At 73.1% G+C, this 26,153-nt stretch carries 24 protein-coding genes; 12 read left to right on the top strand and 12 right to left on the bottom strand.

The window, feature by feature from the left end; translation table 11 throughout:
- Nucleotides 1–11 precede the first annotated feature (11 nt).
- Nucleotides 12–2,075 (bottom strand): VWA domain-containing protein, encoded by a 2,064-nt coding sequence (locus FKD65_RS15900; protein WP_141578246.1) that lies wholly within the window; start codon nt 2,073–2,075, stop codon nt 12–14.
- Between the two features lie 37 nt (nt 2,076–2,112).
- Entirely contained in the window at nt 2,113–3,504 is a 1,392-nt protein-coding gene (locus tag FKD65_RS15895; protein ID WP_240810330.1) for a sigma 54-interacting transcriptional regulator, read from the bottom strand.
- 215 nt (nt 3,505–3,719) lie between these two features.
- On the opposite strand from FKD65_RS15895, the gene FKD65_RS15890 reads away from it, so the two are divergent.
- Genes FKD65_RS15890 through ilvA form a run of 3 tightly spaced genes read left to right on the top strand, consistent with a single transcriptional unit; the run spans nt 3,720 to nt 7,152 of the window.
- The gene (locus tag FKD65_RS15890; protein ID WP_141578244.1) at nt 3,720–4,898 is read left to right on the top strand and encodes an FIST N-terminal domain-containing protein; all 1,179 of its coding nucleotides are present in this window, start codon (nt 3,720–3,722) and stop codon (nt 4,896–4,898) included.
- A complete protein-coding gene (locus tag FKD65_RS15885) occupies nt 4,895–5,839 on the top strand; it encodes an ROK family protein (RefSeq protein ID WP_141578243.1) in 945 nt (314 codons plus the stop codon). Before FKD65_RS15890 ends, FKD65_RS15885 begins: the two co-directional genes overlap by 4 nt.
- A 23-nt stretch (nt 5,840–5,862) precedes the next feature.
- A complete protein-coding gene (ilvA, locus tag FKD65_RS15880; RefSeq protein ID WP_141578242.1) occupies nt 5,863–7,152 on the top strand; it encodes a threonine ammonia-lyase in 1,290 nt (429 codons plus the stop codon).
- A 36-nt stretch (nt 7,153–7,188) separates the two neighbouring features.
- On the opposite strand, the gene FKD65_RS15875 is transcribed toward ilvA, so the two are convergent.
- From FKD65_RS15875 to hppD, 6 genes are all read right to left on the bottom strand, one after another.
- A complete protein-coding gene (locus FKD65_RS15875; protein WP_141578241.1) occupies nt 7,189–8,610 on the bottom strand; it encodes a M1 family metallopeptidase in 1,422 nt (473 codons plus the stop codon).
- Nucleotides 8,611–8,747: 137 nt separating this feature from the next.
- Nucleotides 8,748–10,124, bottom strand: coding sequence for a M1 family metallopeptidase (locus FKD65_RS15870; RefSeq protein WP_240810169.1), 1,377 nt, complete (start codon nt 10,122–10,124; stop codon nt 8,748–8,750).
- Nucleotides 10,125–10,228: 104 nt separating this feature from the next.
- A complete protein-coding gene (locus FKD65_RS15865; protein ID WP_141578240.1) occupies nt 10,229–11,857 on the bottom strand; it encodes a M1 family aminopeptidase in 1,629 nt (542 codons plus the stop codon).
- Between the two features lie 81 nt (nt 11,858–11,938).
- Entirely contained in the window at nt 11,939–12,925 is a 987-nt protein-coding gene (locus FKD65_RS15860; protein WP_141578239.1) for an RDD family protein, read from the bottom strand.
- A gap of 97 nt (nt 12,926–13,022) precedes the next feature.
- The gene (locus FKD65_RS15855) at nt 13,023–13,814 is read right to left on the bottom strand and encodes an RDD family protein (RefSeq protein WP_141578238.1); all 792 of its coding nucleotides are present in this window, start codon (nt 13,812–13,814) and stop codon (nt 13,023–13,025) included.
- Between the two features lie 144 nt (nt 13,815–13,958).
- The gene (gene hppD, locus FKD65_RS15850) at nt 13,959–15,050 is read right to left on the bottom strand and encodes a 4-hydroxyphenylpyruvate dioxygenase (RefSeq protein ID WP_205718676.1); all 1,092 of its coding nucleotides are present in this window, start codon (nt 15,048–15,050) and stop codon (nt 13,959–13,961) included.
- Nucleotides 15,051–15,178: 128 nt separating this feature from the next.
- On the opposite strand from hppD, the gene FKD65_RS15845 reads away from it, so the two are divergent.
- The gene (locus FKD65_RS15845) at nt 15,179–15,703 is read left to right on the top strand and encodes an Lrp/AsnC family transcriptional regulator (protein WP_141578236.1); all 525 of its coding nucleotides are present in this window, start codon (nt 15,179–15,181) and stop codon (nt 15,701–15,703) included.
- A 136-nt stretch (nt 15,704–15,839) separates the two neighbouring features.
- Here FKD65_RS15845 and FKD65_RS44240 read toward each other — a convergent pair whose 3' ends face one another.
- From FKD65_RS44240 to FKD65_RS15835, 3 genes are all read right to left on the bottom strand, one after another.
- Complete coding sequence (locus FKD65_RS44240; protein WP_168221060.1) at nt 15,840–16,004, bottom strand: hypothetical protein; 165 nt, start codon at nt 16,002–16,004, stop codon at nt 15,840–15,842.
- Between the two features lie 190 nt (nt 16,005–16,194).
- Nucleotides 16,195–16,695 (bottom strand): transcription elongation factor GreA, encoded by a 501-nt coding sequence (greA, locus tag FKD65_RS15840; protein WP_141578235.1) that lies wholly within the window; start codon nt 16,693–16,695, stop codon nt 16,195–16,197.
- Between the two features lie 195 nt (nt 16,696–16,890).
- Nucleotides 16,891–17,274: a DUF4307 domain-containing protein gene (locus FKD65_RS15835; RefSeq protein WP_141578234.1), complete on the bottom strand. Its 384-nt coding sequence runs from the start codon at nt 17,272–17,274 to the stop codon at nt 16,891–16,893.
- Nucleotides 17,275–17,420: 146 nt separating this feature from the next.
- On the opposite strand from FKD65_RS15835, the gene mca reads away from it, so the two are divergent.
- From mca to FKD65_RS15820, 3 genes are all read left to right on the top strand, one after another.
- Nucleotides 17,421–18,338 carry a mycothiol conjugate amidase Mca gene (mca, locus tag FKD65_RS15830; RefSeq protein ID WP_141586852.1) on the top strand — a complete coding sequence of 306 codons (918 nt, stop codon included), beginning with the start codon at nt 17,421–17,423 and terminating at the stop codon, nt 18,336–18,338.
- Nucleotides 18,338–18,580, top strand: coding sequence for a hypothetical protein (locus tag FKD65_RS15825; RefSeq protein ID WP_240810168.1), 243 nt, complete (start codon nt 18,338–18,340; stop codon nt 18,578–18,580). Before mca ends, FKD65_RS15825 begins: the two co-directional genes overlap by 1 nt.
- Nucleotides 18,581–18,642: 62 nt before the next feature.
- Nucleotides 18,643–19,206 carry a tetratricopeptide repeat protein gene (locus FKD65_RS15820; protein WP_141578232.1) on the top strand — a complete coding sequence of 188 codons (564 nt, stop codon included), beginning with the start codon at nt 18,643–18,645 and terminating at the stop codon, nt 19,204–19,206.
- A 14-nt stretch (nt 19,207–19,220) separates the two neighbouring features.
- Here the strand turns inward: FKD65_RS15820 and FKD65_RS15815 are convergent, their stop codons facing one another.
- The gene (locus FKD65_RS15815; RefSeq protein WP_141578231.1) at nt 19,221–19,697 is read right to left on the bottom strand and encodes a pyridoxamine 5'-phosphate oxidase family protein; all 477 of its coding nucleotides are present in this window, start codon (nt 19,695–19,697) and stop codon (nt 19,221–19,223) included.
- Between the two features lie 79 nt (nt 19,698–19,776).
- Here FKD65_RS15815 and FKD65_RS15810 point away from each other — a divergent pair, with 79 nt between their 5' ends.
- From FKD65_RS15810 to FKD65_RS15790, 5 genes are all read left to right on the top strand, one after another.
- Nucleotides 19,777–20,712 (top strand): ribonuclease Z, encoded by a 936-nt coding sequence (locus FKD65_RS15810; RefSeq protein WP_141578230.1) that lies wholly within the window; start codon nt 19,777–19,779, stop codon nt 20,710–20,712.
- A 25-nt stretch (nt 20,713–20,737) separates the two neighbouring features.
- Nucleotides 20,738–22,111, top strand: coding sequence for an NAD(P)/FAD-dependent oxidoreductase (locus tag FKD65_RS15805; RefSeq protein ID WP_141578229.1), 1,374 nt, complete (start codon nt 20,738–20,740; stop codon nt 22,109–22,111).
- 31 nt (nt 22,112–22,142) lie between these two features.
- Nucleotides 22,143–24,128 carry a thioredoxin domain-containing protein gene (locus FKD65_RS15800; RefSeq protein WP_141578228.1) on the top strand — a complete coding sequence of 662 codons (1,986 nt, stop codon included), beginning with the start codon at nt 22,143–22,145 and terminating at the stop codon, nt 24,126–24,128.
- A 210-nt stretch (nt 24,129–24,338) separates the two neighbouring features.
- Nucleotides 24,339–25,511 carry a C40 family peptidase gene (locus FKD65_RS15795; RefSeq protein WP_141578227.1) on the top strand — a complete coding sequence of 391 codons (1,173 nt, stop codon included), beginning with the start codon at nt 24,339–24,341 and terminating at the stop codon, nt 25,509–25,511.
- A gap of 96 nt (nt 25,512–25,607) precedes the next feature.
- The gene (locus FKD65_RS15790; RefSeq protein ID WP_141578226.1) at nt 25,608–26,129 is read left to right on the top strand and encodes a hypothetical protein; all 522 of its coding nucleotides are present in this window, start codon (nt 25,608–25,610) and stop codon (nt 26,127–26,129) included.
- Nucleotides 26,130–26,153: the final 24 nt, after the last annotated feature.

The following is a 26,153-nucleotide window of genomic DNA, read 5'->3' as shown; positions in this document are numbered from 1 at the left end:
GGCCGAACGCGTTAAGCACGCCTCACTCTTAGGTAGTCGCTGACTACGTATTCGCCTAGGCGGTCGGCGTCGGGGGCGAAGACGCGGCCGCCGTTGCGTCGTGCGACCTCCTCCACGAACGACACGAGCCGCCGGTCCTCGGCGAGCATGAAGAAGTTCATGCAGGCGCCGCGGCGGGTCATCTTGTCGACCTCGGCGAGGGTGAGCACGAGCGTGTCGGTGGACGGCGGGTAGTCGAACAGCGAGCGGCCGTCCGGCCGCAGGTGGGCGGTCGGCTCGCCGTCGGTGACGACGAGGACGATCGGTTCGAAGTCGGGGTGCCGGTCCAGGTGCCGTCCCGCGATCATCAGGGCGTGGTGGAGGTTGGTGCCCTGCACCATGTCCCAGTCGAGGCCCGCCATCTCGGTCGGGTGCAGGACCCGCGCGTAGTTGGAGAACCCGATGATCTGGATGGCGTCCTGCGGGAACTTGCTGGTCACGAGGGTGTGCAGGGCCAGCGTGGTCTGCTTGGCGGCGGCCCACGTCCCGCGCAGCACCATCGAGTAGGACAGGTCGACCAGCAGGCAGACGGCGGCGCCGGTGCGGCGCTCGGTCTCGTGCACCTCGAAGTCGTCCACGCCGAGGCGCACGCCGTCCGGGCGCCGGGGGCCGTTCCCGCCGACCGCGACGGCGTCGGCGGTCGGGGCGGGCTCGGTGACGCTCCCGTCGGCGGGCCGGGGGACGAGCCCGCTCGCATGCTCGGTGCTCCCGCGTTCCATGGCGCTGCGCCGGATCGCGTTGCTCACCGTCCGGACCACGTCGAGGGGCTGCTCGTCGCCGAACCGCCACTCGCGGCTGGAGCCGGTCAGCTCGCCCGCCTGGCCCGCGTCCCGCTGGTCGTGGTCGCCCTGGCGGCCGGCCGCCAGCTGGGAGAACACCCGGCGCAGCGCGGTCTCGCCGAGCCGCCGCACCGCCTTCGGCGTCAGCTCCAGATTCCCGCGCTTGCGCCGCAGGTAGCCCTGCCGCTCCAGTTCGGCCTCGATCCGGCGCAGCTCGGCGAGGTCGTCGACGGCCTGCCGCCCCAGGGCGCGCCGGACGGCCTCCTCGTCGATGTCGTCGAGCCGGGCGCCCGGGTAGTCCTGCCCGAGCGCGGCCTCCAGCTCGCTGAGGTCGGCCAGCTCCGCGAGCGCGGTCGTGGCGTCGCCCATGCCGAGCGGGTCGTCGCCGGTCATCTGCTCGGACTGCCCCCAGCCGAGGTCGGGGCGGCGGGCCCGCAGCGCGTCGCCGAGCCGCGTCATCTCCATGGCGAGGCCCGCGTCCTGCATGGCCTGCTCCATGAGCCCGGCCAGCTCGGCGCGCTGCTCGGGGCTGAGCGAGGCGAGCAGCCGGTCCATCGCGGCCGCGCGGCGGGCGAGCGCGTCGACCAGCTCTTCGAGGTTCTGCGGGTCGTCGGGGAACATGTCCCCGTACTCGCCCATGAACCGGTCGAAGTCCTCCTGGGTGTGCTCGCCGCGCGCGTCCCGCTCCAGCATCTGGTTGAGCGCGGCCATCATGTCCTTGACCCGCTGCATGGCGGCGGGGTCCTGGTTCTCCAGGGCCTGCTTCATGCCCTGGAACTGCGCGTCGAGGACCTCGCGGCGCAGCAGGTCCTTCAGCTGCTCGTAGGTGCGGCGGGCGGCCTCGGAGCGCCAGTCGTAGTCCGACAGCCGCCGGATGGCCTGCGAGGTGTCGGACGGCAGCGTGTCGAGCTCGGCCTCGCGCAGCCGCGCGTCGTCGCTCGGGTCGGGGAACAGCTCGGCCCGCTCCTGCCCGATCGCGGTGTCCAGCAGCGCGCGGGCCTGCTCCAGGGTCCCGTCGAGGCGGCCCCGGTCGCGCAGCGCGCGGCGCCGATCCCGGACCTGGCGGAGCATGTCGTCGAGCCCCCGGCGACCCTGGGCCCCGGGCAGGCCGCGGCGCAGCAGCTCGCGGAGCGCGTCGCCGGGGCGGGTGCCGTCCAGCACGGCGTCGCCCATGGCGTCCAGCGCGTCGCGGACGTCGTAGGGCGGCGCGAGCGGGTCGGGCCCGTCCTCGTAGGCGCCGTAGCGGTATCGGCTCATCGACTCTCCTTGCGCGTGGAGACCTCGGGACGCGGCGTCACGTCCGGTACGTCGCCGTCCCGTCGGCCCGTCCCTCGGAGACGTCCTTGGACAGCCGCCGGGTGAGGAACAGCCCCTCCAGGGCGAACTCCAGCGCCGCGGCGGCCTGCCCGGGGGACTCCCCGCTCATGCCGAGCCGCTCCATGACCTTGGCGAGGCCGGGCACCTGGCCGATGCGGCGCAGCAGCTCCCGCGCCGACACCAGCTCGCCCGACTCCACGCTCTCCCCGGAGTCGAACTTGTCGAGCAGGCCGGTGAGGTCGGCGGCCCCCAGCGTCCGGCGGTAGGTCTCTGCGACCGCGCGGCGCAGCAGGTGCTCCAGCACCTCCTGCTCGCGGCCCTCCTCGCTGACCTCGAACTCGACCTTGCCCATCAGCGACGGCACGACGGCCGGCAGGTCGCAGACCCGCGCGACCGCGTGCTCCTCCCCGGTGAGCGCCGCGCGGCGAACCGCGCCCGCCGCGACGGTCTCGGCGCCCGCGAGCGCGAACCGCGCCGACACTCCGGACCGCGCGTCCACCGAGGTCGACTCGCGGACGAGCCGGGTGAACCGCCCGATCACCTCGATCAGGTGGTCGGGCACCTCGGCGGGCAGGCCCGCGAGGTCGGCGAAGTCGGCCTCCTGGCGGATCAGCGCGAGCTCGGCGTCCAGCTCCAGGGGGTAGTGGGTGCGGATCTCGGCGCCGAAGCGGTCCTTCAGCGGGGTGATGATCCGGCCCCGGTTGGTGTAGTCCTCGGGGTTGGCGGACGCCACGAGCAGCACGTCCAGCGGCAGCCGCAGCGCGTAGCCGCGGACCTGGACGTCGCGCTCCTCCAGCACGTTCAGCAGCGCCACCTGGATGCGCTCGGCGAGGTCGGGCAGCTCGTTGATGGAGAAGACGCCGCGGTTGGTGCGCGGGACGAGCCCGAAGTGCACGGTCTCCGGGTCGCCGAGGGTGCGGCCCTCCGCCACCTTGATCGGGTCGACGTCGCCGATGAGGTCGCCGACGCTGGTGTCGGGCGTCGCGAGCTTCTCCCCGTAGCGCTCGTCGCGGTGCTTCCACTCCACCGGGAGCTCGTCGCCCAGCTCGCCCGCGAGCCGGCGGCACCGCACGCAGACCGGCGCGTACGGGTGGTCGTTGATCTCGCAGCCCGCGACCACGGGCGTCCACTCGTCCAGGAGCCCGGCGAGGGTCCGGATCAGGCGCGTCTTGCCCTGCCCGCGCTCGCCCAGCAGCACGAGGTCGTGCCCGGCGAGCAGGGCGCGCTCCAGGTGGGGCAGGACGGTGTCGTCGAACCCGAGGATGCCGGGGAAGCGCGGCTCGCCGGATCTCAGCCGGTCGAGCAGGTTGCGCCGGATCTCCGCCTTCACGGAAAGCTGCACGTGGCCACCGGCGCGCAGCGCGCCCAGGGTCGACTCACGGGGGGCGGATTCGCCGGGTGTGGACTCGCGTGGTGTGGATGAACGCACGCGACCGACACTACGTCGCCCGTACGCGCGATCGCACCCCCGCCGGGGATTCGCCCGGCCCGTCCCGTCCCGCCGAGGTTTGGGTGGAACGGTCGCGGAGGGGGAGACTGGAGGTGTGAACCGAGCCCGCGAACGGAGTGAGGGAGGCGGCGCCGATGGCGCGATTCGGTGATGGCCTGGCCCTCGGACCCGATCTTTCCAGCGCCGCCGCGCAGGCGGTCGAGCAGGCGCTCGCGCCGCTGAGCGCGGCGCCGGACCTGGTGTGCGTGTTCGTCACCGGCGACGACCCGGACCAGATCGAGGCGGCGGCGCGGGCGGCGCAGCAGGCGGCCGGGCCCGCGCTGATGCTGGGCTGCAGCGCGTCCGGGGTGATCGGGGCCGGCCGCGGTGTGGAGGAGCGGGGCGCGGTGAGCGCGTGGGCGGCGGTCCTGCCCGGCGCGCGGCTCGACGCGTTCCGCCTGGAGACGCTGAAGGGCGACGACCGCATCATCGTGGTGGGAATGCCCGAGGCCCAGGACGACGACGTGGTCGGCGTGCTGCTGGCCGACCCGTACAGCTTCCCGGTGGACGCCTTCGTGGAACGTTCTGACGACGCGCTGCCGGGGCTGCCGCTGGTCGGCGGGCTGGCCGAGGGCAGCGGGCTCGGCGAGACCGGGCACGGCGAGGCGCGGCTGTTCGTCGGCGGCGAGGTGTACCGGGACGGCGCGGTCGGGGTGGTGATCGGCGGGGCCGTCGCCGCCGCCACGGTGGTCAGCCAGGGCGCCCGCCCGATCGGCCCGGACATGGTCGTGACCAGGGCCGAGGAGAACGTCCTGTACGAGCTGGCCGGGGTGCCGGCGCTGGAGAAGCTGGAGCAGATCGTCCTCGGGCTGCCGGAGGAGGAGCAGGAGCTCGCCGGGCGCGGCCTGCTGATCGGGGTCGCGATGGACGAGTACGCCGACGAGCACGAGCACGGCGACTTCCTCGTCCGCGGCGTGGTGGGGGCCGACACCGACACCGGCGCCATCGCGATCGGCGACGTGGTGGACGTGGGGCGCACCGTGCGGTTCCAGGTCCGCGATGCGGGCGCCGCCGAGGAGGACCTCACCGCGCTGCTGGAGCGGTTCGACTTCGAGCCGGTCGAGGGCGCGCTGCTGTTCTCGTGCAACGGGCGCGGCCAGGCGATGTTCCCCGACTCCGACCACGACGCGAAGGTGCTGGACCGCGCCTTCGGCCCGGCCGGGGTCGGCGGCTTCTTCGCGGCCGGGGAGATCGGCCCGGTGGCGGGACGCAACCACGTGCACGGCTTCACCGCCTCGATCCTCGCGTTCGGCCGGGCCGAGGAGGCCGTTTGAGCGCCGTCCTCGCGGTGGACATCGGCGGGACGAAGCTCGCCGCCGCGCTGGTCGAGCCCGACGGGCGGGTGACCGCCCACGACCGGGCCCCCACCCCGAACGCGCCCGGCGTGGACGGCGAGGAGCTGTGGGCGGCGCTGGAGGCGCTGCTCGGCGCGCTCGTCTCCGCCGCCGGGGACCCGCCCCTCGCGGGCGTCGGCGTGGGCTGCGGCGGCCCGATGACCTGGCCCGCCGCCGAGGTGTCCCCGCTGAACATCCCGGCGTGGCGGGGCTTCCCGCTGCGCGAGCGCCTCCGCGCCCGGTACCCGGGGCTGCCCGTCCGCATCCACAACGACGCGATCTGCGTCGCCATCGGCGAGCACTGGCTCGGCGCGGGACGCGGGCACGACAACGTCCTCGGCATGGTGGTGTCGACGGGCGTCGGCGGCGGGCTCATCCTGGGCGGCCGCCTGGTGAACGGCGCCAGCGGCAACGCCGGGCACATCGGGCACGTCATCGTCGAGCCCGGCGGGCCGCCCTGCGGGTGCGGGGGCCGGGGCTGCCTGGAGGCGGTCGCACGCGGCCCGGGGCTGGTCGCGTGGGCGCGCGAGCAGGGCTGGCGGCCCGGGAGCGCGGACGCCACCGGCGTGGAGCTGACCGACGACGCCCGCCGCGGGGACCCGGTCGCGGGGGCGGCGATGCGCCGGGCGGGCCGCGCCCTCGGCATCGCGATCGCGTCCGCCACGCACCTGTGCGACCTGGAGGTCGCCGCGATCGGCGGCGGCCTCTCGCAGGCGGGACGGCTGCTCTTCGACCCCCTGGAGGAGGCGTTCGGCGAGCACGCCAGGATGGAGTTCGCGCGCCGCCTGCGGATCGTCCCGGCGGAGCTCGGGCAGACCGCGGGCCTCGTCGGCGCCGCCGCCCTGGTCTACGCCCAAGATCGCTACTGGAGCGCGGGGTAGCGTCGGAGTGCGAGGATGACCCAATGAGCGAAGCGGAGCGGGGGGTGTGGGGGGTCGACTCCCCGCAGGGGAACTCGAGCGAAGCGGGTCTGACGTCCGTCGGTGTCGACGATGTCCGCGCCGCCCGGGAGCTGCTGGGCGGGGTGGCCGTGCCCACGCCGCTGATCCCCTCCCGGGTGCTGTCGGAGCAGATCGGCGGGCCCGTCCTGCTGAAGTGCGAGAACCTCCAGCGCACCGGCTCCTTCAAGATCCGCGGCGCGTACGTGCGGATCGCCCGGCTGAGCGAGCGGGAGCGGGCGGGCGGCGTCGTCGCGGCCAGCGCGGGCAACCACGCGCAGGGCGTCGCGCTGGCGGCCTCGATGCTCGGCTGCAAGGCGACCGTGTTCATGCCGGTCGGCGCGCCGCTGCCGAAGATCGCCGCGACCCGCGGCTACGGCGCCGAGGTCGTCTTCCCCGGGCCGACCGTGGACGACTGCCTCATCGCCGCGCAGGAGTACGCGGACGAGTGCGGCGCTGTGTTCATCCACCCGTTCGACCACCCCGACGTCGTCGCCGGGCAGGCCACGATCGGCCTGGAGGTCATGGAGCAGTGCCCGGAGGTCCGGACGATCGTGTCACCGGTCGGCGGCGGCGGGCTGCTCGCCGGGACGGCCGCGGCGGTGAAGGGGCTGGCGAAGGAGACCGGCGGCGGCGACGTCAAGCTCGTCGGCGCGCAGGCCAAGCGGGCCGCCGCGTTCCCGCCGTCGCTCGCGGCCGGCAGGCCCACCCAGATCGAGCTCGACCGCACGATGGCGGACGGCATCGCCGTCGGCCGCCCCGGCGAGCTGACCTACGCCATGTTCACCGAGCTGGTCGACGCCGTCGTCACGGTGAGCGAGGAGTCGATCTCCCAGGCGCTCCTGCTCTGCCTCGAACGCGCCAAGCAGGTCGTCGAGCCCGCGGGAGCGGCGGGCGTCGCGGCGCTGCTGGAGCACGCCTACGCCGTCGAGCCGCCCGTCGTGGTGCTGCTGTCGGGCGGCAACATCGACCCGCTGCTGCTGTCGAAGGTGCTGCGGCACGGGCTCGCGGGCGCCGGGCGGTACCTCGTGGTGCGCTGCCGCCTGAAGGACCGTCCGGGCGCGCTGGTGACCCTGCTGAGCGAGCTCGCCGAACTGGGCGTCAACGTCCTGGACGTCATGCACGAGCGCATGGCGGCGCGCCTCCACGTCGAGGAGGCCGAAGTGCTCATGCACCTGGAGACCCGCGGGGCCGACCACTCCGAGGACGTCATCCGCCGCCTGCGCGAGAAGGGCTACACCCTCACGCTGAGCTGACCGCAGCGTGAGGGTGCGTGCCTCCCGGGCGGGTTATTACAGGGCGGGCTTGCCCTCGGAGTAGAGCCACGCCTCGGCCCACGAGTCCAGGTCCTTGCCGGAGAGCTTCTCGGCGAAGCGGACGAAGTCGTTCGTGGAGGCGTTGCCGTACCGGTACGCCGCCGGCCACGCCTTCAGCAGCCGCAGGAACGCCCTGTCGCCGATCTTCGTGCGGAGCACGTGGACCGCCATCGCGCCGCGGTCGTAGACGAGCCCGTCGAAGATGTGGTCGCGGCCCGGGTCGGCGACCTTGCCCTTCCAGAGGGCGTCGCTCGCGGGCGTGGCGTAGGCCGCGTCGAACTGCGCCTGGACGGTGTCGCCGCCGTGCGCCGCGCCGTACAGCCACTCGGAGTAGGTCGCGAAGCCCTCGTTCAGCCAGATGTCGGCCCACTTCTCCGGGGACACCGAGTCGCCGAACCACTGGTGGCCGAGCTCGTGCGCGAGCAGGCCGGTGCTCGGGATCGCCCCTGGACGGCGCCCGAGGTCGTAGACGGGGCGGCCCTGCGTCTCCAGCGCGTAGCCGACGCCGGCCTTGACGACGATCCCGCCCGTCGAGGTGAACGGGTAGCGGCCGTAGAGGGCGTTCTGGAAGTCCGTGACCTCGGCGGTCTGGTCGTGGAACTTCTTCGCGTCCTCGGGCTTGATGGCCATCGCCTGGTCGGTGGCGGTCAGGTTGGGGATGCCCGCCTTCGTCCGCCCCGTGACGACGTCGTACCTGCCGATCGCGATCATGGCGAGCTCGCTGGCCATGGGGTTGCGGACGTCCCAGCGCGCGGTCGTCCAGCCGCCCGCGGTCCGCCTGGCGCGCAGGTCGCCGTTGGCGAGCGTGGTGAGGCCGCTGGGGGCGGACAGGGTGAAGGTGTAGGTCGCCTTGTCGGTCGGGTGGTCGTTCACCGGGTAGACGGTGGCCGCGCCGAACGGCTGGTTGAGCATCACCGCGCCGTCGGGCGTCGCCACCCAGCCGGACGTGCCGAGCGCGTCGTCGTCGATCCGCTGCGGGACGCCGGAGTACGCCACGGTCACGGTGAAGGCGCGGTGGTTCCGGATCCCCTTGCGCGGGGTGATGACCAGCTCCTGGGCGCCCGTCCGCTTGAACGACGCGGTGCGGCCGTCCACCTCCAGCGAGGAGATCTTCAACGGGCCGAGGAAGTCGAGGTCGAAGCGCGACAGGTTCTGCGTCGCCCGCGCCGTCACGCGGGTCACCGCCTGGATCCCCTTCGTCGCGGGGTCGTACTTCAGGCCGATGTCGTAGTGGGCGACGTCGTAGCCGCCGTTGCCCATGTCGGGGAAGTAGGGGTCGCCCGCGCCGGGCGCGCCGGGCGTGAACCGCTCTGCGGCTCCGGCGGGCGCGGCGGTCACGGCGAGGCTCGCCGCGACGCCCAGCGTCACGGCGGCCAGCGCTCTTGGGGTTCTGCTCATCGACCTCGTCCTCGGTTGCCTCGGTAAGCCGTCATGGCCGGGATCAAGACTTTCTCGTGAACCGGGTCGGCACAAGAGCGAATTGGTATCGAATCTGCCTCTGACGTGAGGTTTTTGTGGCCGGGTCCGGAATCTCGTCACCGAATCCGTGGTTTGGTCTCCGCGTAGAGCCATGCCTGGAACAGTGCCGTGAGCCTTTGGCCCGACACCCGCTCGGCCAGCGCGACGAACTGGGGCGTCGTGGCGGTGGAGTGGCGGTGCTCGGCCGTCCACGCCCGCAGGACCGCGAAGAACGCCTTGTCCCCGACCCGCTTCCGGAGCGCGTGCAGGGCCATCGCGCCACGGATGTAGACGGAGAAGCCGAACATCTTCCCGGCGCCCGGCGCGCCCGGCGGCGGGCGGAAGATCGGCGAGCCGCCCGGCTGGGCGTGGTACCGCTTGAAGATCTTTTCGGCGGAGTCCCTGCCGGTGCGCTCGCGCCACAGCCACTCGGCGTAGGTCGCGAAGCCCTCGTTCAGCCAGATGTCCTGCCAGCGCGCGAGGCCGACGCTGTTCCCGAACCACTGGTGGGCCATCTCGTGGACGATGAAGCCCTCGTCCGGCGCGAACCCGCCGTAGAGGGGGCGCTCCTGCGTCTCCAGGGCGTAACCGAGCTTCGGATCGTCGACGATGCCCCCGGCGGTCGCGAACGGGTACGGGCCGAAGATCGGCGCCGCCCACCTCAGCATCCTGGCGGTGGTGCTCTCCAGCCGCTTCGCCGACGCGCGGAACGCCGGGTCGACCGCCGTGACGACCGGCACGCCGTCCACCTCGGTCCGCCGCACCTCGAAACGGCCGATGGCGACGGTGGCCAGGTAGCTCGCCATCGGCGCGCCCTCCGCCCACTCGTAGGTGGTGGTGGCGCCGCCGGGGCGGACGGGGCCCGGTCGCCCGTTCGCCACGGCGCGCAGACCTTTCGGGACGGTGATGTGGAACGCGTAGGTGGCCTTGTCGCCGGGATGGTCGTTCACCGGTAGCCAGGTGGACGCGCCGTCCGGCTCGGAGGCCACGACCGCGCCGTCCTTGCTCGGGGTCCAGCCATAGGTGCCGAACGTCCCGTTCCTGACCGGCTGCGGCCTGCCCGCGTAACGGACGGTGGTCTGGAACGTCCGCCCGGCGCGGATCGGCTCGGACGGGGTGACCACGAGCTCCTGGCCGGCGCGGCCGTGGCGCGCCGGCCGGCCGTCCACCGAGACGGCGGTGACCTCCGGGCCGCGGAAGTCGAGGTCGAACGCGGACAGGTCCTGCGTCGCGGCGGCGGTGACCGTCACCGTGGCCTCGACCGCTCCCGTCTTCACCCCCGCGTAGGCCAGCGCGACGTCGTAGTGGGCGACGTCGTAGCCGCCGTTGCCCGCGCCCTTGATGTAGGGGTCGCCCACGTCCGCCGCGCCCGGCGACGGCGAGGCGGCGCCGGGCGACCCGGCCAGGATCGCGACGGCCGCGGCCGCGGACATGCGCCGAGAAGGCCTGTTCACCAGGCCGATGGTGGCCGCGCGCCCGCCCCGCGGGGACGGCGGCCCGCGGGGCTTTCCCCGGTCCTTGCCCCGCCTTCACCCGCGGCGGACCGGGGGTCACCCGCTCACTTGGCCGGGCGGCCCTTCTGGAACAGCCAGTCGTCGAAGAACCCGTCCAGCTTCTTGCCCGACACGCGGTTCGCCGTCTCGACGAACTGCTCGGTCGTGCCGCTCGCGTGCCGGTGCTCCTTCGTCCAGGTCTGGAGGATCTTGTAGAAGGTCTCCTCGCCGACCCGGCCGCGCAGCGCCACCAGGGTCATGCCGCCCCGGTCGTACACCGACCGGCCGAACATCTGGTTGCGCCCGGGGTCGCCGGGCGGGACGTCCCACAGCGCCCGGCCGCCGGGGGAGCCGTAGATCTCGTCGAAGTGCTGCTGCACCGTCTGGCCGCCGGTCCTCTCGTCCCAGAGCCACTCGGCGTAGGTCGCGAACCCCTCGTTCAGCCAGATGTCCTGCCAGCGCGTGACGCTGACGCTGTCGCCGAACCACTGGTGCGCCAGCTCGTGCGCGACGATGGTGGGCTGGAGGCCGAACGCCCCGTACACCGGCCGCGTCTGCGTCTCCAGCGCGAAGCCGACGTCGGCGTCGTCGATGAGGCCGCCGGTCGAGGAGAACGGGTAGGGGCCGAAGAGCTTGGACCACTCGTCGATGACCTGGCCGTTCAGCCGGTGGAACTGGTCGACGCTCACGCCGGCCGTCGAGGCGTCCACCGCGGTGATGTTGGTGATGCCCCCGGCCGTCTTGCCCGTCCGCACCGAGAACCGGCCGACGTCGACCGTCGCCAGGTAGGTGGCCATCGGGTCCTTGACGCGCCACTTCGAGGTCGTCAGGGCGGTGCGCGCCCCGGCGCGGTGGGCGATCGGCACGACCCCCGGCCCGTCCGTCGGCCCGTCCGTCGGCTCGGTGCCGGGCGGCGTGGTCGGCGGTGCGGTGGGCGGGCCGCCGGGCAGGCCGGGCGGCGCCGCGGGCTCCCCGCCGCCGGAGTCCTGCGGCGGCGTGTCCGGCTCGCCGTTGGCGATCGCCGTCAGGCCCTGCGGGACCGAGATCTCGAAGTCGAAGGTGGCCTTGTCGCTCGGATGGTCGTTGCTCGGGAACCAGGTGTGCGCCCCGCTCGGCTGGCACGCCACGAAGACCCCGTCGGACGTGCGGATCCAGCCGTACCGGCCGAGCACCGGGTCCGACACCGGCTGCGGCGTCCCCGAGTAGGCGATCACCGTGGTGAAGGTGCTGCCCTTCTCCAGGGGCTTGGCGGGCGTCACCTCCAGCTCGCCGCCGCCGCGCTGCTGCCGCGCCGCCGCGCCGTCCACCTTGATGGAGGACACGTCCAGGCCGGTCAGGTCGAGGTTGAACCGGGCCAGCCGGGCGGTCGCCTTCGCGGTGATCGTCGCGACGCCGTCGAGCTGCTTGGGCCCGTCCGGCGTGATGGTGAGCTTCAGCGCGTAGTGCTGGACGTCGTAGCCGCCGTTGCCGTTGCCGGGCACGTAGGCGTCGCCCGCGGTGGTCGGGCCCGCCGGGCCGTTCACCGCCGGTCCAGTGGGCGAGCCGGACGCGCTCGGATCGTCGAACGGGGTCTGGCAGGCGGCGGTCAGCGACCCCGCGACGGCGAGGGACGCCAGCCCCGTCGCGCCGCGGAACGCGGCGCCGCGGACGGCCCTCGGGCCGCTTCGACGGGGGCTGGGGGAGTTTCCGGCCATATGCACGCAGTCCAGCCTGCCCGGACGGGACCCCGCCCGGCAACTCGGACGGCTGCCGGAAGCCCGCCCTGGCGGGCGATCTCAGCGATCGGCGTACGGATTGGCGTGGTACGGATCGGCCTTGACGACGACCGTCTGCGCCACCTTGCAGTGCAGTGCCTGCTTGCGCTGGTCCCAGAGGATCCACGCGACGTCGATCAGTCCGATGCATCCGCAGATGCCGCCGAGCACGCTGTAGAACGCCGAGCGCCCCGCGGCCTGGCCGGTGGTGATCGCCTGCCCGTCCTCGGCCCGGACGACCCGCGTCCGCGCCAGCATCTTGCCGAGCGTCTGCCCCCACTTGGCGTGCATCAGCCAGAAGTAGAAGAACGCCAGCACGACGCTGATCGCGTTCGTCCCCACCCGGGCGCCGTCGTACATGGAAGTGCCCGGCTCCGGGTTGACGACGTTGTTCCAGTTGACGAACGGGATCGAGATCAGGCCCGTCACGATGCCGATGATGATCAGGTCGACGATGCCGCCGCCGAGCCGCGCCCAGCGGCTCGCCAGCTCCCCCGAAGGATGCGCGTACCCGCCCGGCCCGTGCCCGGGGTACTGCTGCCCGTACCCCGGCTGGGTCCCGTACTGCTGCTCACCGTACGGCTGCTGCTGCCACTGCCCCTGCTCGCCGTAGGGCTGCTGGCCGCCATACGGCTGCTGGCCACCGTAAGGCTGCTGGCCTCCGGGGGGCTGCTGCCCCCCGTACGGCTGTCGGCCCCCCTGCTGCTGCTCGCCGTAGGGCTGCTGGCCCCCGTAGGGCTGCTGACCGTAGGGCTGCTGGCCGCCGCCGTACTGCTGTTGCGCGCCTGGCGGCGGCCATTGCTCGCCGTAGGGAGCCTGCTCACCGTAGGGAGGCTGCTCACCGTAGGGAGGCTGCTCGCCGTATGGAGGCTGTTGCCCCTGGGGCTCCTCCCCGTACGGCTGCCGCTCGCCGTAGGGGCCCGGCCGGTCGGGCTGCTCCCGGTCTCCGTGCGGCCGGTCGTCGTCCGGCTCTCGCCCGGACGCGGGGTCGTGCGGCGGTTGCGTCATGCCGTGAGATTCGCCGCGCCACCGCGGGTCAACCCTGCCGCGCCCGGGTGGAGCCGGAATGTTTACCTCCGCATGACCGGCCCTTGCCCGGGCGCGTTCAGGACCCGGACCGCTCCCGCGCGTAGGGGTTCGGCGTCCACGGCGTCGCCTTCACCACCACCGTCTTGACCGCCTTGTCGTGCAGCGCCTGGCGCCGGTCGTCCCACAGGATCCAGGCGTTGTCGAGCAGGCCGACGAGCCCGAGGATCCCGGCGCCGGGCACGAGGAGGTTCAGCGCGCCCGTCGTCACGCCGATGCCGTACACGATCGCCTGCCGGCCGAGCGCCTGCCCCCAGCTCACCGCCGACCGGTCCTCCGCCCGCACCAGCCGGATGCCGAACGCCTTCTTGCCGAGCGTCTGGCCCCACCGGGCGTGCAGGACGGTGAAGTAGGCGAAGCCCAGCAGGAACACGACCGCGTATGCGGCGAGGAGGCGCGGGATGTTGTAGAGGTCCAGCGGGTTCGTGACCGGTTCCCCGGACTCGATGGAGTCGCGCATCCGGTCCCAGCGGATCGAGAACAGGACGGCCGGCACCGCCGCGACGCTGAGGACGACGCTGTCGATGATTCCGGCGCCGAGCCGCGCGCCGCGCCCGGCGACCGCGTCCTGCGCGCCGCCTCCGAAGCCGGGATGGGGGACGCCGGGCGGTCCGTAGCCCGGAACGGGCGGCGCTTGGGGAAGTGCCCCGGGGTGGTGCCCGGCCGCGGGGGCGGCCTGGGCGGGGGGCCCGCCGTACGAGCCCTGGTAGGGCGGCGGGCGCTCGGGCGAGGCGGGCGCCTCCTCCTGCCGCTGGTCCGGGGGCTGCCAGCCGCTGTCCGGCTTCGGGGTGTCCTGGGGTGGTTCGCTCATGGCCCCACAGTGTGCCGGGTAAGGGAGGCGCTTGGTCCCCCCGGTGACGACCGGCCCCGGACGCGGGTGCGTCCGGAGCCGGTCCCCCGAGCTCTCACAGGCGTCGGGGCGTCGCTGGTGGCGCGGCCTGCGGACCGCCGGGGATCACAGGTTGCCGCGGCGCTCCTGCTCGCGCTCGATCGCCTCGAACAGCGCCTTGAAGTTGCCCTTGCCGAAGCCGAGCGAGCCGTGCCGCTCGATCAGCTCGAAGAACACGGTCGGGCGGTCCTGGACGGGCTTGGTGAAGATCTGCAGCAGGTAGCCGTCCTCGTCCCGGTCGACCAGGATCCGGCGCTTCTGCAGCTCCTCGATCGGGACCCGCACCTGGCCGATGCGCTCGCGCAGCTCGGGGTCCTCGTAATAGGAGTCGGGGCTCTCCAGGAACTCCACGCCCGCGGCGCGCATCCGGTCGACCGACGCCAGGATGTCGTTGGTGGCGAGCGCGATGTGCTGCACACCGGGCCCGCCGTAGAACTCCAGGTACTCGTCGATCTGCGACTTGCGCTTGCTCTCCGCGGGCTCGTTCAGGGGGAACTTCACCTTGCGGGTGCCGTCCGCGACGACCTTGGACATCAGCGCCGAGTACTCGGTCGCGATGTCGTCGCCAACGAACTCCGCCATGTCGGTGAAGCCCATGACACGGTGGTAGAAGTCGGCCCACTCGTCCATGCGCTCGACGTTGCCGACGCAGTGGTCGATCGCCTGGAAGAAACGCTTCTCCACGGGCTCCACGATGGGCTCGGCGGGCTCGAACCCCGGCAGGTAGGGGCCGGTGTAGTTCGAGCGGTCGACCAGCGTGTGCCGGGTCTCGCCGTAGGTGGCGATCGCCGCGACCGTGACCTTGCCGAACCTGTCCTCCAGGACGTGCGGCTCCTCCAGGCCGGTGGCGCCCTTCGCGAGGGCGTGCCGGTAGGCGTGCTCGACGTCGGGCACCTCGATCGCGAGGTCCACCACGCCGTCGCCGTGCTCGGCGATGTGCCTGCCGATCTCGGTGCCCGCCTTCACCGGGCCGCGGAACACGAACCGGGCTCCGCCCGACTCCAGCACGTGCACCGCCTCGTCCGGGCTGCCGTTCTCCGGGCCCCTGTAGGCGACCCTGCGCATCCCGAACGCGGTCGAGTAGTAGTGGGCGGCCTGTTTGGCGTTGCCGACGGCGAAGACGACGGCGTCCATACCCTTGACCGGAAACTCATCCATGCCACCCAATCTCGACATGTGCCTGCAAGGTGCGCAAGAGCGAGCTGAAACACTGGACAATCTGTACAGTGCGTTCACGTCCAGACCGGTCGCTCTGTACAGGGTGACCACGACCACAGGAGGGTGCCGTGCCGATCGACGAACTGGACGGCCGGCTGATCGAGCTGTTCGCCTCCGAGCCCCGGGTCGGCGTCCTGGAGGCGTCCCGGCGCCTCGGGGTCGCGCGCGGCACCGTCCAGGCGCGGCTGGACCGGCTCGCGCGGGACGGCGTGATCGCCGGCCACGGCCCGGAGATCGACCCGGCCGCGCTCGGCTACGGCGTGACGGCCTTCGTCACGCTGCAGCTGCGCCAGGCGGGCGGCCACGACCCGGTGGCGGCCCGGCTCGCCCAGGTCCCCGAGGTGATCGAGGCCCACACCATCACCGGCGCCGGCGACATGCTGTGCCGCATCGTCGCCCGCAGCAACACCGACCTCCAGCGCGTCATCGACGTCATCGTGGACGTCGCGGGCGTGGAGCGCGCCTCCTCGGTGATCTCCCTCGCCAACCAGATCCCCTACCGCACCCTCCCCCTGGTGCGCGCGGTCTCCGGACCGTCCAGGGGGCGGACCGCTCCGAGGACTGACAGCGAGGGTCGCGGCAGGGCCTTCTAGCCCTGCGGTAGGGCACGGGATGCATCAAAAGGCCGGACAGTGAACCGGCCCCCGCATCTCGAAGAGATGCGAAGGCCGGTTGGAGGTGGGATCAGATCAGGCCGTGAAGGTTCTCAGCCGACCTGAAGTTGATGGATCACCGGGCCCCACTGGCGGGCCTGTCGGTGATCTGACCGCGGCTGTCGACGGCGAAGCCGTCGCGGGGGCCGCGGCGCAGGTCCTGGCCCTCACGCGGGGCGGCGGTCCCCTTCGAGTCCACCGCGAAGCCGGTGTGCGGGGTGACCGATGAAGTCTCGCTCATCTCATTACCTCCGTTTGCTGACCGGGCCGAGCCCGATGCTGATTCGGAGATCACCGTCCCCTGTCGTGGGACTTCGGCCACTGTGAGGCACGGCACAGGAGAACACATGCCAGGTCAGGGGCGGACAAGCAACGACCGCCGGGCGGGGTACGCCCGGCGGTCTTCGTCTTCGCGGTGCCGAAACCGGCGGCTACGCGCCGCCGTAGGGGGTGGCGTCGAGGATCTCCACGGTCATGGAACGGCCGTTGGGGAGGTTGTAGGTGGCCTTGTCGCCGACCTTCTTGCCGTCGATGGCCGCGCCGAGCGGCGACTTCGGGGAGTAGACGTCGATGGGGGCGCCGACCTCCTCGCGGGAGGCGAGCAGGAACGTCACCTCCTCGTCGTCGCCCTCGAACGAGACCGTGACGGTCATGCCCGGCCCGACGACGCCCTCGGTGCGCGGGGCCTCGCCGACGCGGGCGTTCTCCAGGATGCCCTGGAGCTGGAGGATCCGGCCCTCGATCTTGCCCTGCTCCTCCTTGGCCGCGTGGTAGCCGCCGTTCTCGCGCAGGTCGCCCTCCTCCCGCGCCGCCTCGATCTTCTGAGCGATCTCGATGCGGCCCGGGCCCGACAGGTGGTCCAGCTCAGCCTTGAGCCGGTCGTACGCCTCCTGGGTCAGCCAGGTGACGTTGTCAGCGCGGGTCTCGGTCACGGGTACTCCTCATCCACATGGTGCGATCGTCCACCCCCGCGGGCGGGCGTCACATCGACATGAAGTGCGGCTGGGTGAAACCTCTAGCCTATCCGGTGTGTGCGGGTAAAGGTTCCCTGAACTCGGCGTCCGCAATCCGCCAATCGTGTCCCGCTCCTCACCGGCAGTATCGGCCTGCCGGCGGCGGAAGGAACGTCAGACCTTCCGGCAGTCGCGGATCCTGGCGCCGGTGGCCCGGCGGGGCGTCTGGAGCGTCTCCGTCCCCTTCGCGCCGGACGTCCCCGGCGGTACGGAGACCTCCTTCTGCGCGAGCACCACGAACTTGGTGTCGTAGGCGTCCACGGTGCAGCGCACGTCGTCGCCCTTCCCCTTGGCCACCGTGTAGTTGATCTCGACCGACGTGTCGGTGATGTCGTAGGCGACGGTCTGCGGGACGATCCCGGGCGTCTGCCCCGCGTGCGCGGCGAGGATGCCGAAGCCGGCCGCCCCCAGCGCCGCGAGGAGGCCGACGGCCACCAGCCCGAGCCGGCTCCGGCGGGACTCGGCCGGGGCCGCTGCCTTCGACGTGCTTGTCGTCATCGCGGGAATCCTCGTGCGGGGTGCGGACGTTGTCAGGGACAATTCATTCTCGTCTGTCACGGCGCGTGCCTCGAACCGGGGGCCGCTCAACAGTCCGGAGAGGGAGACCCCCAGTGTCCGAGGTCATCGACGGTACGTCCGACGCCATGGGCGGTGCGGCGCTCGAACGGCCCTGCGGCGGCGACGAGCCCCTGCGGCTCATGGCGGTGCACGCGCACCCCGACGACGAGTCCAGCAAGGGCGCGGCCACGATGGCCCGCTACGTCGCCGACGGGGTCGAGGTCCTCGTCGTCACCTGCACCGGCGGCGAGCGCGGCGACATCCTGAACCCGGCGATGGACCGCCCCGAGATCAAGGCCGACATCGGCAAGGTCCGCGAGGAGGAGATGGCGCGGGCCCGCGAGATCCTCGGCGTCGGGCAGCGCTGGCTCGGGTTCGTCGACTCCGGCTTCCCCGAGGGCGACCCGCTTCCCCCGCTGCCGGAGGGCTGCTTCGCGCTGGAGCCGCTGGAGACCGCCGCCGAGCCGCTGGTGCGCGCGGTCCGCGAGTTCCGCCCGCACGTGATGCTCACCTACGACGAGAACGGCGGCTACCCCCACCCCGACCACGTGAAGTGCCACGAGGTGTCGGTGGAGGCGTTCGAGGCCGCGGGCGACCCGGAGCGCTACCAGGACGCCGGCGACCCCTGGCAGCCGCTGAAGCTCTACTACCACATGACCTTCAGCAAGGAGCGCATCCTCGCCCTGCACTCCGCCATGGAGAAGGCCGGCCTGGAGTCGCCCTACGGCGACTGGCTGAAGCGCTTCGAGGAGGAGGGCGACGAGCGCGCCAGGTGGGAGGTCACCACCCGCGTCCCCTGCGCCGACCACTTCGAGACCCGCGACCGGGCGCTGCTCGCCCACGCCACGCAGATCGACCCGGACGGCTTCTGGTTCGTCGTCCCGCTGGACGTCCAGCGCGAGGCATGGCCCACCGAGGACTACCATTTGGCCAGGTCCCTGGTCGACACGGAGCTGCCGGAGGACGACCTGTTCGCCGGCGTCCGGGAGAAGGTGTGTTTGTGATGCCAGCCGTCCTCGCCATGCCGCTCAACGACGACACGGTGAGCCCCGGCGTCCTCGGTTTCGTGGTGTTCCTCCTCCTGCTGGCCGCGACGGTCTTCCTCATCCGCTCGATGGGCAAGCAGATGAAGAAGATCCAGGCGCCGCGCGAGGCGGATCTCCGGCAGCAGGAGTGGGAGCGCGCCGAGGCCGCCAAGGCGGCCAAGGCCTCCGCGGCCGCCAAGCCCTCCGACGACGACGCCTGACCCGGCCCCGGGCCGGGCTCCGCGCCGGTTGGACGCCATCGCCTCCGGGGAGGACCCTCGACGTGCGCGCGAACTCCGATGACCCCGACCGCGATCTCCCGCCCGCGGCGGTTCGCCGCGCCCTCGACCGCCATCTCTCCGGCGCGGCGGCCGGAGAGGGCGAGGTGGGGGCCGAGGGGCTGGCCCTGCTGGAGCGGGAACGTTGGGCGGAGGCCGTCGAGACGCTGGAGGAGGCGCTGCGCCTCGCCGAGCGCGAGGGCGGCGCCCACCGGGTCCTGGCGGTTCGGCACGACCTCGCCCTGGCGCTGATCGGCAGCGGCGACCTCGACCGCGCGATCGGGCTGCTCGGTCCGCTGCCGGACGAGTTCGCCGCCCTGCCCGAGCCCGACGAGCACGGCCGCGCGCGGGCGCTGGAGAGCCTCGGCGACGCCTACCTGCGCGCGAACCGTCCCGTCGCGGCCCTCAACTTCTTCGGCCAGGCCCTGGAGATCCTGCGCAGGCTGGACGATCCCGGCGGGCAGGCCGCCATGTTCGTCCGCATCGCCGACGCCGCGCGCCTGCGCGGCGACGGCGCGGCCGAGCGCGCCGCCCTGGACCGCGCCGCCGAACTGACCCGGCCGGCCTGACCCGCCCGGGCGTCCTAGAGCTTGCCGTGGTCCCAGCTGACGACCCGGTCGGGTTCCATGACGACGAGCACACGCTTGGCCAGGGCCTGCTCGATGCCCTCGGCGATGACCGGGTCGATCGGCTCGCCCAGCTTCGGGACGGGCAGGCCCGCCATGCGGGAGCCGACCACCATGCCCACCTTGGACCGCGGCTCGGGGTCCTCGATGACGAGGCCCCGCCCGTACAGGGCGACGCCGCGCAGATCGTTGTACTCCACGCCGTCCTCGACCAGGCACGTCATGGTCGGGTCGCGGCGCAGATTGATCACCTTCTGCGAGGACTTGTACGTGGTGAAGGCGATCTTGCCCTCGTACAGGGTGTAGAACATCGTCACCAGATGGGGCTCACCGTCCTTGCCGATGGTCGCGACCTGCACCTTGAAGTCGGCGGCGAGGTAGTCCGCCACTTCCTCGGGCGTCATCTTGATCTTGTCGCGCTTGCCAGTGGCCAACGGGCCCTCCCAGGATCGCCTGCGTCGCGCCCACGATAACCAAGCGCTTGTCCGGCCCTCCGACCGGCACCATGGGGGGATGTCCGTGCGCGATCTCACCGTCCTCGGCTCCGCCAGCGCGGTGCCCACGAGGACCCGCAACCACAACGGCTACCTGCTGCGCTGGGACGGCCAGGGCGTCCTGTTCGACCCGGGAGAGGGGACGCAGCGCCAGATGACGCACGCGGGCCTCTCCGCGAACGACGTGAACTGGATCTGCGTGACCCACTTCCACGGCGACCACTGCCTCGGCGTGCCGGGGATCGTGCAGCGCATCGCCCGCGACGGCGTCGCGCACCCCGTGGACGCGGCGTTCCCGGCGAGCGGCCGGGTCTACTGGGAGCGGCTGCGGAACGCGGCCGTCTTCCGGGACACGGGCGTCGTGCGCGAGCGCCCGGTCTCGGGGGAGCGGATGGCGCTCGACACCGGCGACGCCCCGTTCAGCCTGGTCGCACGGCGGCTGTCCCACCCGGTTGAGGCGTACGGGTACCGGCTGGAGGAACCCGACGGCGTGACGATGCTGCCGGACGAACTCGCCGCGCGTGGCGTCAGGGGGCCGCTGATCCGCCGCCTCCAGGAGGACGGGCGGGTCACCGCGCCTGACGGCCGCCCCGTCACGCTGGAGGAGTGCAGCGTGACCCGGCCCGGGCAGAAGGCCGCCTTCGTCATGGACACCCGGCTCTGCGACGGCGTCCGGGAACTGGCCGCCGGGGTGGACATGCTCGTCATCGAGTCCACGTTCCTGCACGAGGACGCCGGGCTGGCCGCCGAGTACGGGCACCTCACCGCCGCCCAGGCCGGTGAGGTGGCCGCCGAGGCGGGCGTCCGCCGCCTCGTCCTGACCCACTTCTCCGAGCGCTACCCCGCCGACGACGAGGGGCGCTTCCTGGCCGAGGCCTCCGCCGCGTTCGACGGCGACATCTCCCTCGTCCACGACCTGGACCGCATCCCGTTGCCGCCGCGCCGTCTGACCTGACGGGAAGCCGGGCAGGACCCAGGTCATGACTGAAGAAGTCGATGTCGTGGTGATCGGTCTCGGGCCCGGGGGAGAGGACGCCGCCGGCAGGCTCGCCGAAGCGGGCCTGTCGGTCGTCGGCGTGGAGTCGCGGCTGGTCGGCGGCGAGTGCCCCTACTACGCCTGCGTCCCCACGAAGATGATGGTGCGGGCCGCCGGGCTGGTCGCGGAGGCCGCCCGCGTCCCCGGCATGGCGGGCCAGGCCTCCGTCCGGCCCGACTGGGGGCCGGTGGCCGCCCGGATCCGCGACGAGGCGACCGACTCGTGGGACGACAAGGCCGCCGCCGACCGCCTGACCGGCAAGGGCGTGCGCCTGGTGCGCGGCGAGGGCCGCATCACCGCTCCCCGCGAGGTGAGCGTGGGCGACCAGGTCTTCGGCGCCCGCCGCGGCATCGTGCTCAACACCGGCACCTCGCCCACGGCCCCGCCCATCGACGGCCTCGCCGACACCCCGTACTGGACGAACCGCGAAGCCGTCCAGGCGACCGAGGCCCCCGGGTCGCTCCTCATCCTCGGCGGCGGCGTGGTCGGCGTCGAGATGGCGCAGGTCTTCTCCCGCTTCGGCAGCCGCGTCACCATCGTCGAGGCGGCCGACCGCCTGCTGGTCAACGACGAGCCCGAGTCGAGCGCACTCCTGCGCGAGGTCTTCGAACGCGAGGGCATCGGGGTGCGCACCGGCGTGGACGTCACCCGCGTCACCCACGACGGGTCCGAGTTCACCATGCACCTCGGCGACGGGACGGTGCCCGCCGACCGCCTCCTCGTCGCGACCGGCCGCCGCCCCAACCTGAAGGGCCTCGGCCTCGGCGCCGTCGGCCTGGACGAGAGCGCCCGCCGGATCGCCGTGGACGGCCGCATGCGCGCCGCCGACGGCGTGTGGGCGATCGGCGACATCACCGGCATGGGCGCGTTCACGCACGTCTCCATGTACCAGGCGGCCATCGCCGTCCGGGACGTCCTCGGCGAGGAGGGGCCGCCCGCCGCCTACCGCGCCGTGCCCCGCGTCACCTTCACCGACCCCGAGATCGCGTCCGTCGGTCTCACCGAGGCCCAGGCCCGCGACCAGAACCTCCCCGTCCGCACGGCCGTCGCGCGGATCCCCGAGTCGACCCGCGGCTGGATCCACAAGGCCGGGAACGACGGCTTCATCAAGCTCGTGGAGGACACCGAGTGGGGCACCCTCGTCGGCGCCACGGCGGCGGGCCCGTCCGGCGGGGAGGTCCTCGGCTTCCTGGCCGTGGCGGTCCACACCGAGACCCCGACCGCCGCCCTCCGCGAGATGATCTACGCCTATCCGACCTTCCACCGCGCCATCGAGCCGGCCCTGGCCGACCTCGCCGCGCAGGCGCGGGGAGAGTGAGGCGGCGGCGGGATCGGGCAGGATCGTGGGCATGAACCGGCTCAAGGACGCGACCAGCCCGTACCTGCTCCAGCACGCCGGCAACCCGGTGGACTGGTGGGAGTGGAGCGACGAGGCGCTCGCCGAGGCGCGTCGGCGCGACGTCCCCGTCCTGCTCTCCGTGGGCTACGCCGCCTGCCACTGGTGCCACGTCATGGCGCACGAGTCGTTCGAGGACGGCGAGACCGCGCGGGTCATGAACGAGTTGTTCGTGAACATCAAGGTCGACCGGGAGGAGCGCCCGGACATCGACGCCGTCTACATGGAGGCGACCCAGGCCATGACGGGCCAGGGCGGTTGGCCGATGACGGTGTTCATGACCCCGGAGGGGCATCCGTTCTACTGCGGGACGTACTTCCCGCGGGCGCAGTTCCGGGCGCTGCTGCAGGCCGTCCACAAGGCGTGGGCCGAGCAGCGCGACGAGGTCGCCAAGCAGGGGCGGCAGGTCGTCGAGGCCCTGACCTCGCGCGGGTCCGGCCTCGGCGGGTCGGAGGCGCCCGGCGACCGGGTGCTCGCGCACGCGGTGAAGGTGCTCGCGCGTTCCTACGACGAGCGTCGCGGCGGGTTCGGCGGCGCCCCCAAGTTCCCGCCGTCGATGGTGCTGGAGTTCCTGCTGCGCCATCACGCGCGCACGGGCGACGAGGAGTCGCTGGCGATGGCGTCCGGCACGCTGGAGGCGATGGCCCGGGGCGGGATGTACGACCAGCTCGGGGGCGGGTTCGCGCGGTACTCGGTCGACGCCGGGTGGGTCGTCCCGCACTTCGAGAAGATGCTCTACGACAACGCCCTGCTGGCGCGGGTGTACGCGCACTGGTGGCGGCTCACGGGCAACCCGTCCGCGCGGCGGGTGGCGCTGGAGACGTGCGACTGGATGCTGCGCGACCTGCGCACCGACCAGGGCGGCCTCGCCTCGGCGCTGGACGCCGACAGCGAGGGCGTCGAGGGCAGGTACTACGTGTGGACGCCCGAGCAGCTGCGGGAGGTGCTCGGGGACGAGGACGGCGCGTTCGCCGAGACCCTCTTCGAGGTGACCGGGACGTTCGAGCACGGCTCGTCCGTCCTGCAGCTCCTGCGCGACCCCGACGATGCCGGGCGGTACGAGCGCGTCCGGACCGCGCTGCTGGCGGCGCGCGCGCAGAGGGTCCCTCCCGCGCGGGACGACAAGGTGGTGGCGGCCTGGAACGGGCTCGCCATCGCGGCGCTGGCCGAGTGCGGCGCGCTGTTCGACCGGCCCGACCTCGTCCGGGCGGCCGAGGAGGTCGCGCGGCTCCTGGTGGAGGTGCACCTCCGGGACGGGCGGCTGGCCCGCACTTCCAAGGACGGGGCGGCCGGAGCGAACGCCGGCGTCCTGGAGGACTACGCCGACGTGGCGGAGGGGCTGCTCGCCCTGCACGCGGTCACCGGCGATCCGCACCACGTGCGGCTGGCCGGCGAGCTGCTGAACACCGTCCTCGAACGGTTCGCCGACGGGGCCGGCGGCTTCTTCGACACGGCCGACGACGCCGAGCGGCTGTTCCGGCGCCCCCAGGACCCGACCGACAACGCGACGCCGTCGGGGCAGTTCGCGGCGGCGGGGGCGCTGCTGTCGTTCGCCGCGCTGACCGGGTCCGACTGGCACCGGCAGTCGGCGGAGGACGCGCTGGCGCCGGCGGGGACGCTCGCCGAGGAGCACGCGCGGTTCGCGGGCTGGGGCCTCGCCGCGGCGGAGGCCCGCGCCGCGGGACCGGTCGAGATCGCGGTGGTCGGCGACCCGGACGACGTGCGCACCCGCGCGCTGCACCGCACCGCGCTCATGGCGGTCGCGCCGGGCGCGGTGGTGAGCGTCGGCGGACCGGACGCCGAGGGGGTGCCGCTGCTGGAGGGGCGGGGCCTGGTGGACGGGGAGCCGGCCGCGTACGTCTGCCGCGGGTTCGTCTGCCGCCTTCCTGTGACGACCCAGGCGGACCTGAACCGCGAGCTGCGCGGGCAATTGGACTGACGATCCACTTTGTGGCAACGTGACCTTGATCTCAGACACGCGGACTGTTACTACTGAGTAACTGGAACGTGCCTGACCCAATGGAGCCGGGCGGACGAGGCTGTCCCGTGGCGCCCCGGGTATCTGGACGGTGGCCGACCATCTGAGTCATAGTCGTGTCCTGTACGCGGTCAGGGAGCCGGTGCAAGGCGACATCGAGGGAGTGTGCCAGTGGGCAAGCCGAACCGCCGGGTCCTTCCGACGATCATCGGCGTCTCCGTGCTGACGACGCTCGCGGCCAACGTCGCCGTCCTCGTCGCGCACGACGACGGCCCGGCGCAGGGGCGGCGCGGCGAGCAGCGCGCCCGGTTCGTGGCGGCCTCCGGCAGCACCGGCCTGTCGCCCGCGGCGGTCGCGCCGCTCGGCAGGAGGCTCACCCCGCACGTCCTCGTGGCCGCCCCCTCCACGCTCCCGGCCGAGTTCGTCCAGAAGGTCCGCGGCGCCAAGGGCGTGAAGGGCGTCGAGGTCGTCGACGCGGTGCAGGGCATGGTCGCGGGCAAGCGCGTCGGCCTGATGGGCGTCGACCCGTCCACGTTCCGCAACTACACGCCGAAGCCGACCGCCAAGTCGGACGCCCTCTGGCGCAACGTCGCCTCCGGCGACGTCGCCATCTCGTTCACGATGGGCAGCGACGGCGGCGTCAGGCTCGGCAGCCAGGTGCCGGTCGGCGGCAGGCAGCACCAGTCGCAGCTGCGGGTCGGTGCGTACGCGACGATGGGCATCAGCGACGTCGACGCGGTCATCTCGCACACCACCGCGCAGGCCCTCGGGCTGCCCACGGGCAACGCGATGCTGGTCAGCGTCCCGAAGAAGGCGCCGAAGACGTTCATCAAGAAGCTGCGCAAGGCGCTGCCCAAGGGCGCCAAGGCCGTCGCGGTCAACCCCGAGATCGACTTCCCGAGGTCCGGGAACGTGCCCGCCGCGGGCGGCCAGGTCATGACGGCCGGCCAGGTCCGCACGGTGATCAAGGCGGCCTACACCCGGCTCGGCTGGCCGTACGTGTGGGGCGGCGAGTCCGAGGCCGAGGGCGGCTACGACTGCTCCGGCCTGATGCAGTACGCGTTCGCCAGGGCCGGCATCCGGTTGCCCCGCGTCGCCGCCGACCAGGCCCGTGTCGGCTGGGTCCTCCCCTACAGCAAGGCCGAGCCCGGCGACATGCTCATCTGGGCCAACGACCCGACCGCGCCCGGCTACATCTCGCACATCGCCCTCTACCTGGGCCAGGGCAAGATGCTGGCGGCCCCGCGGACGGGCACCGTGGTGCAGGTCCAGAACGTCTACACCCGGAACATGCGCGGCGCCGTCCGAGTCAGCCCCAAGATGGCCGCCGCCCTGACCCGCTGACCGCCGAGGCCGGCCCGCACCGGGAGCGACGAAGAACCCCAGGTCGCGGCCCGGCGAGCCTGGCGCGGAGCCGGTGGGGGCTGTAATTTTGATTACATGAATACGAGCGAAGCGGCGGAGCAGCTGCGCGGCTGGTTCACCGGGCGGCTCCCCGAGGAGTGGTTCGAGGGCGCGCCGGAGGTCGTCGTCGACCGCGAGGAGGTCGCGGTCGTCGGCGCGCTGCCCCTCCCGGCCGCCGCGGCCGAGGCGTCCGGCGCCGAGCGCGCGGGCCTCGTCGCCGGGCACGTCCAGCGCTTCCGCGACCAGACCCGCGACCGGCGGATCGCCATCGCCCGGGAGGCCGAGCAGCGCTTCGGCCGCAAGATCTCCTGGGGCGTGGAGTGCGGCGGCGAGCGGGAGATGTTCACCACCCTGTCGGTGCCGGTGATGACGCGGCTGCGGCAGCCCGAGCGCCGCGTCCTCGACACGCTCGTGGAAGCGGGGGTCGCCCGCAGCCGCAGCGACGCGCTCGCCTGGTGCGTCAGGCTCGTCGGCAAGAACACCGACGAGTGGCTCGCGGAGCTGCGCAGCGCCCTGCAGCACGTCGAGCGCGCCCGCGCCGCCGGCCCGCAGGCCTGACCGCCGGGCCCCGGCCGCGAGGGC

It is taken from the genome of Actinomadura sp. WMMA1423, from assembly GCF_006547145.1.
Lineage (GTDB): Bacteria > Actinomycetota > Actinomycetes > Streptosporangiales > Streptosporangiaceae > Spirillospora.
The sequence above is the reverse complement of the archived record's forward strand: the minus strand, read 5'-3'. Positions and strand labels throughout refer to the sequence as shown.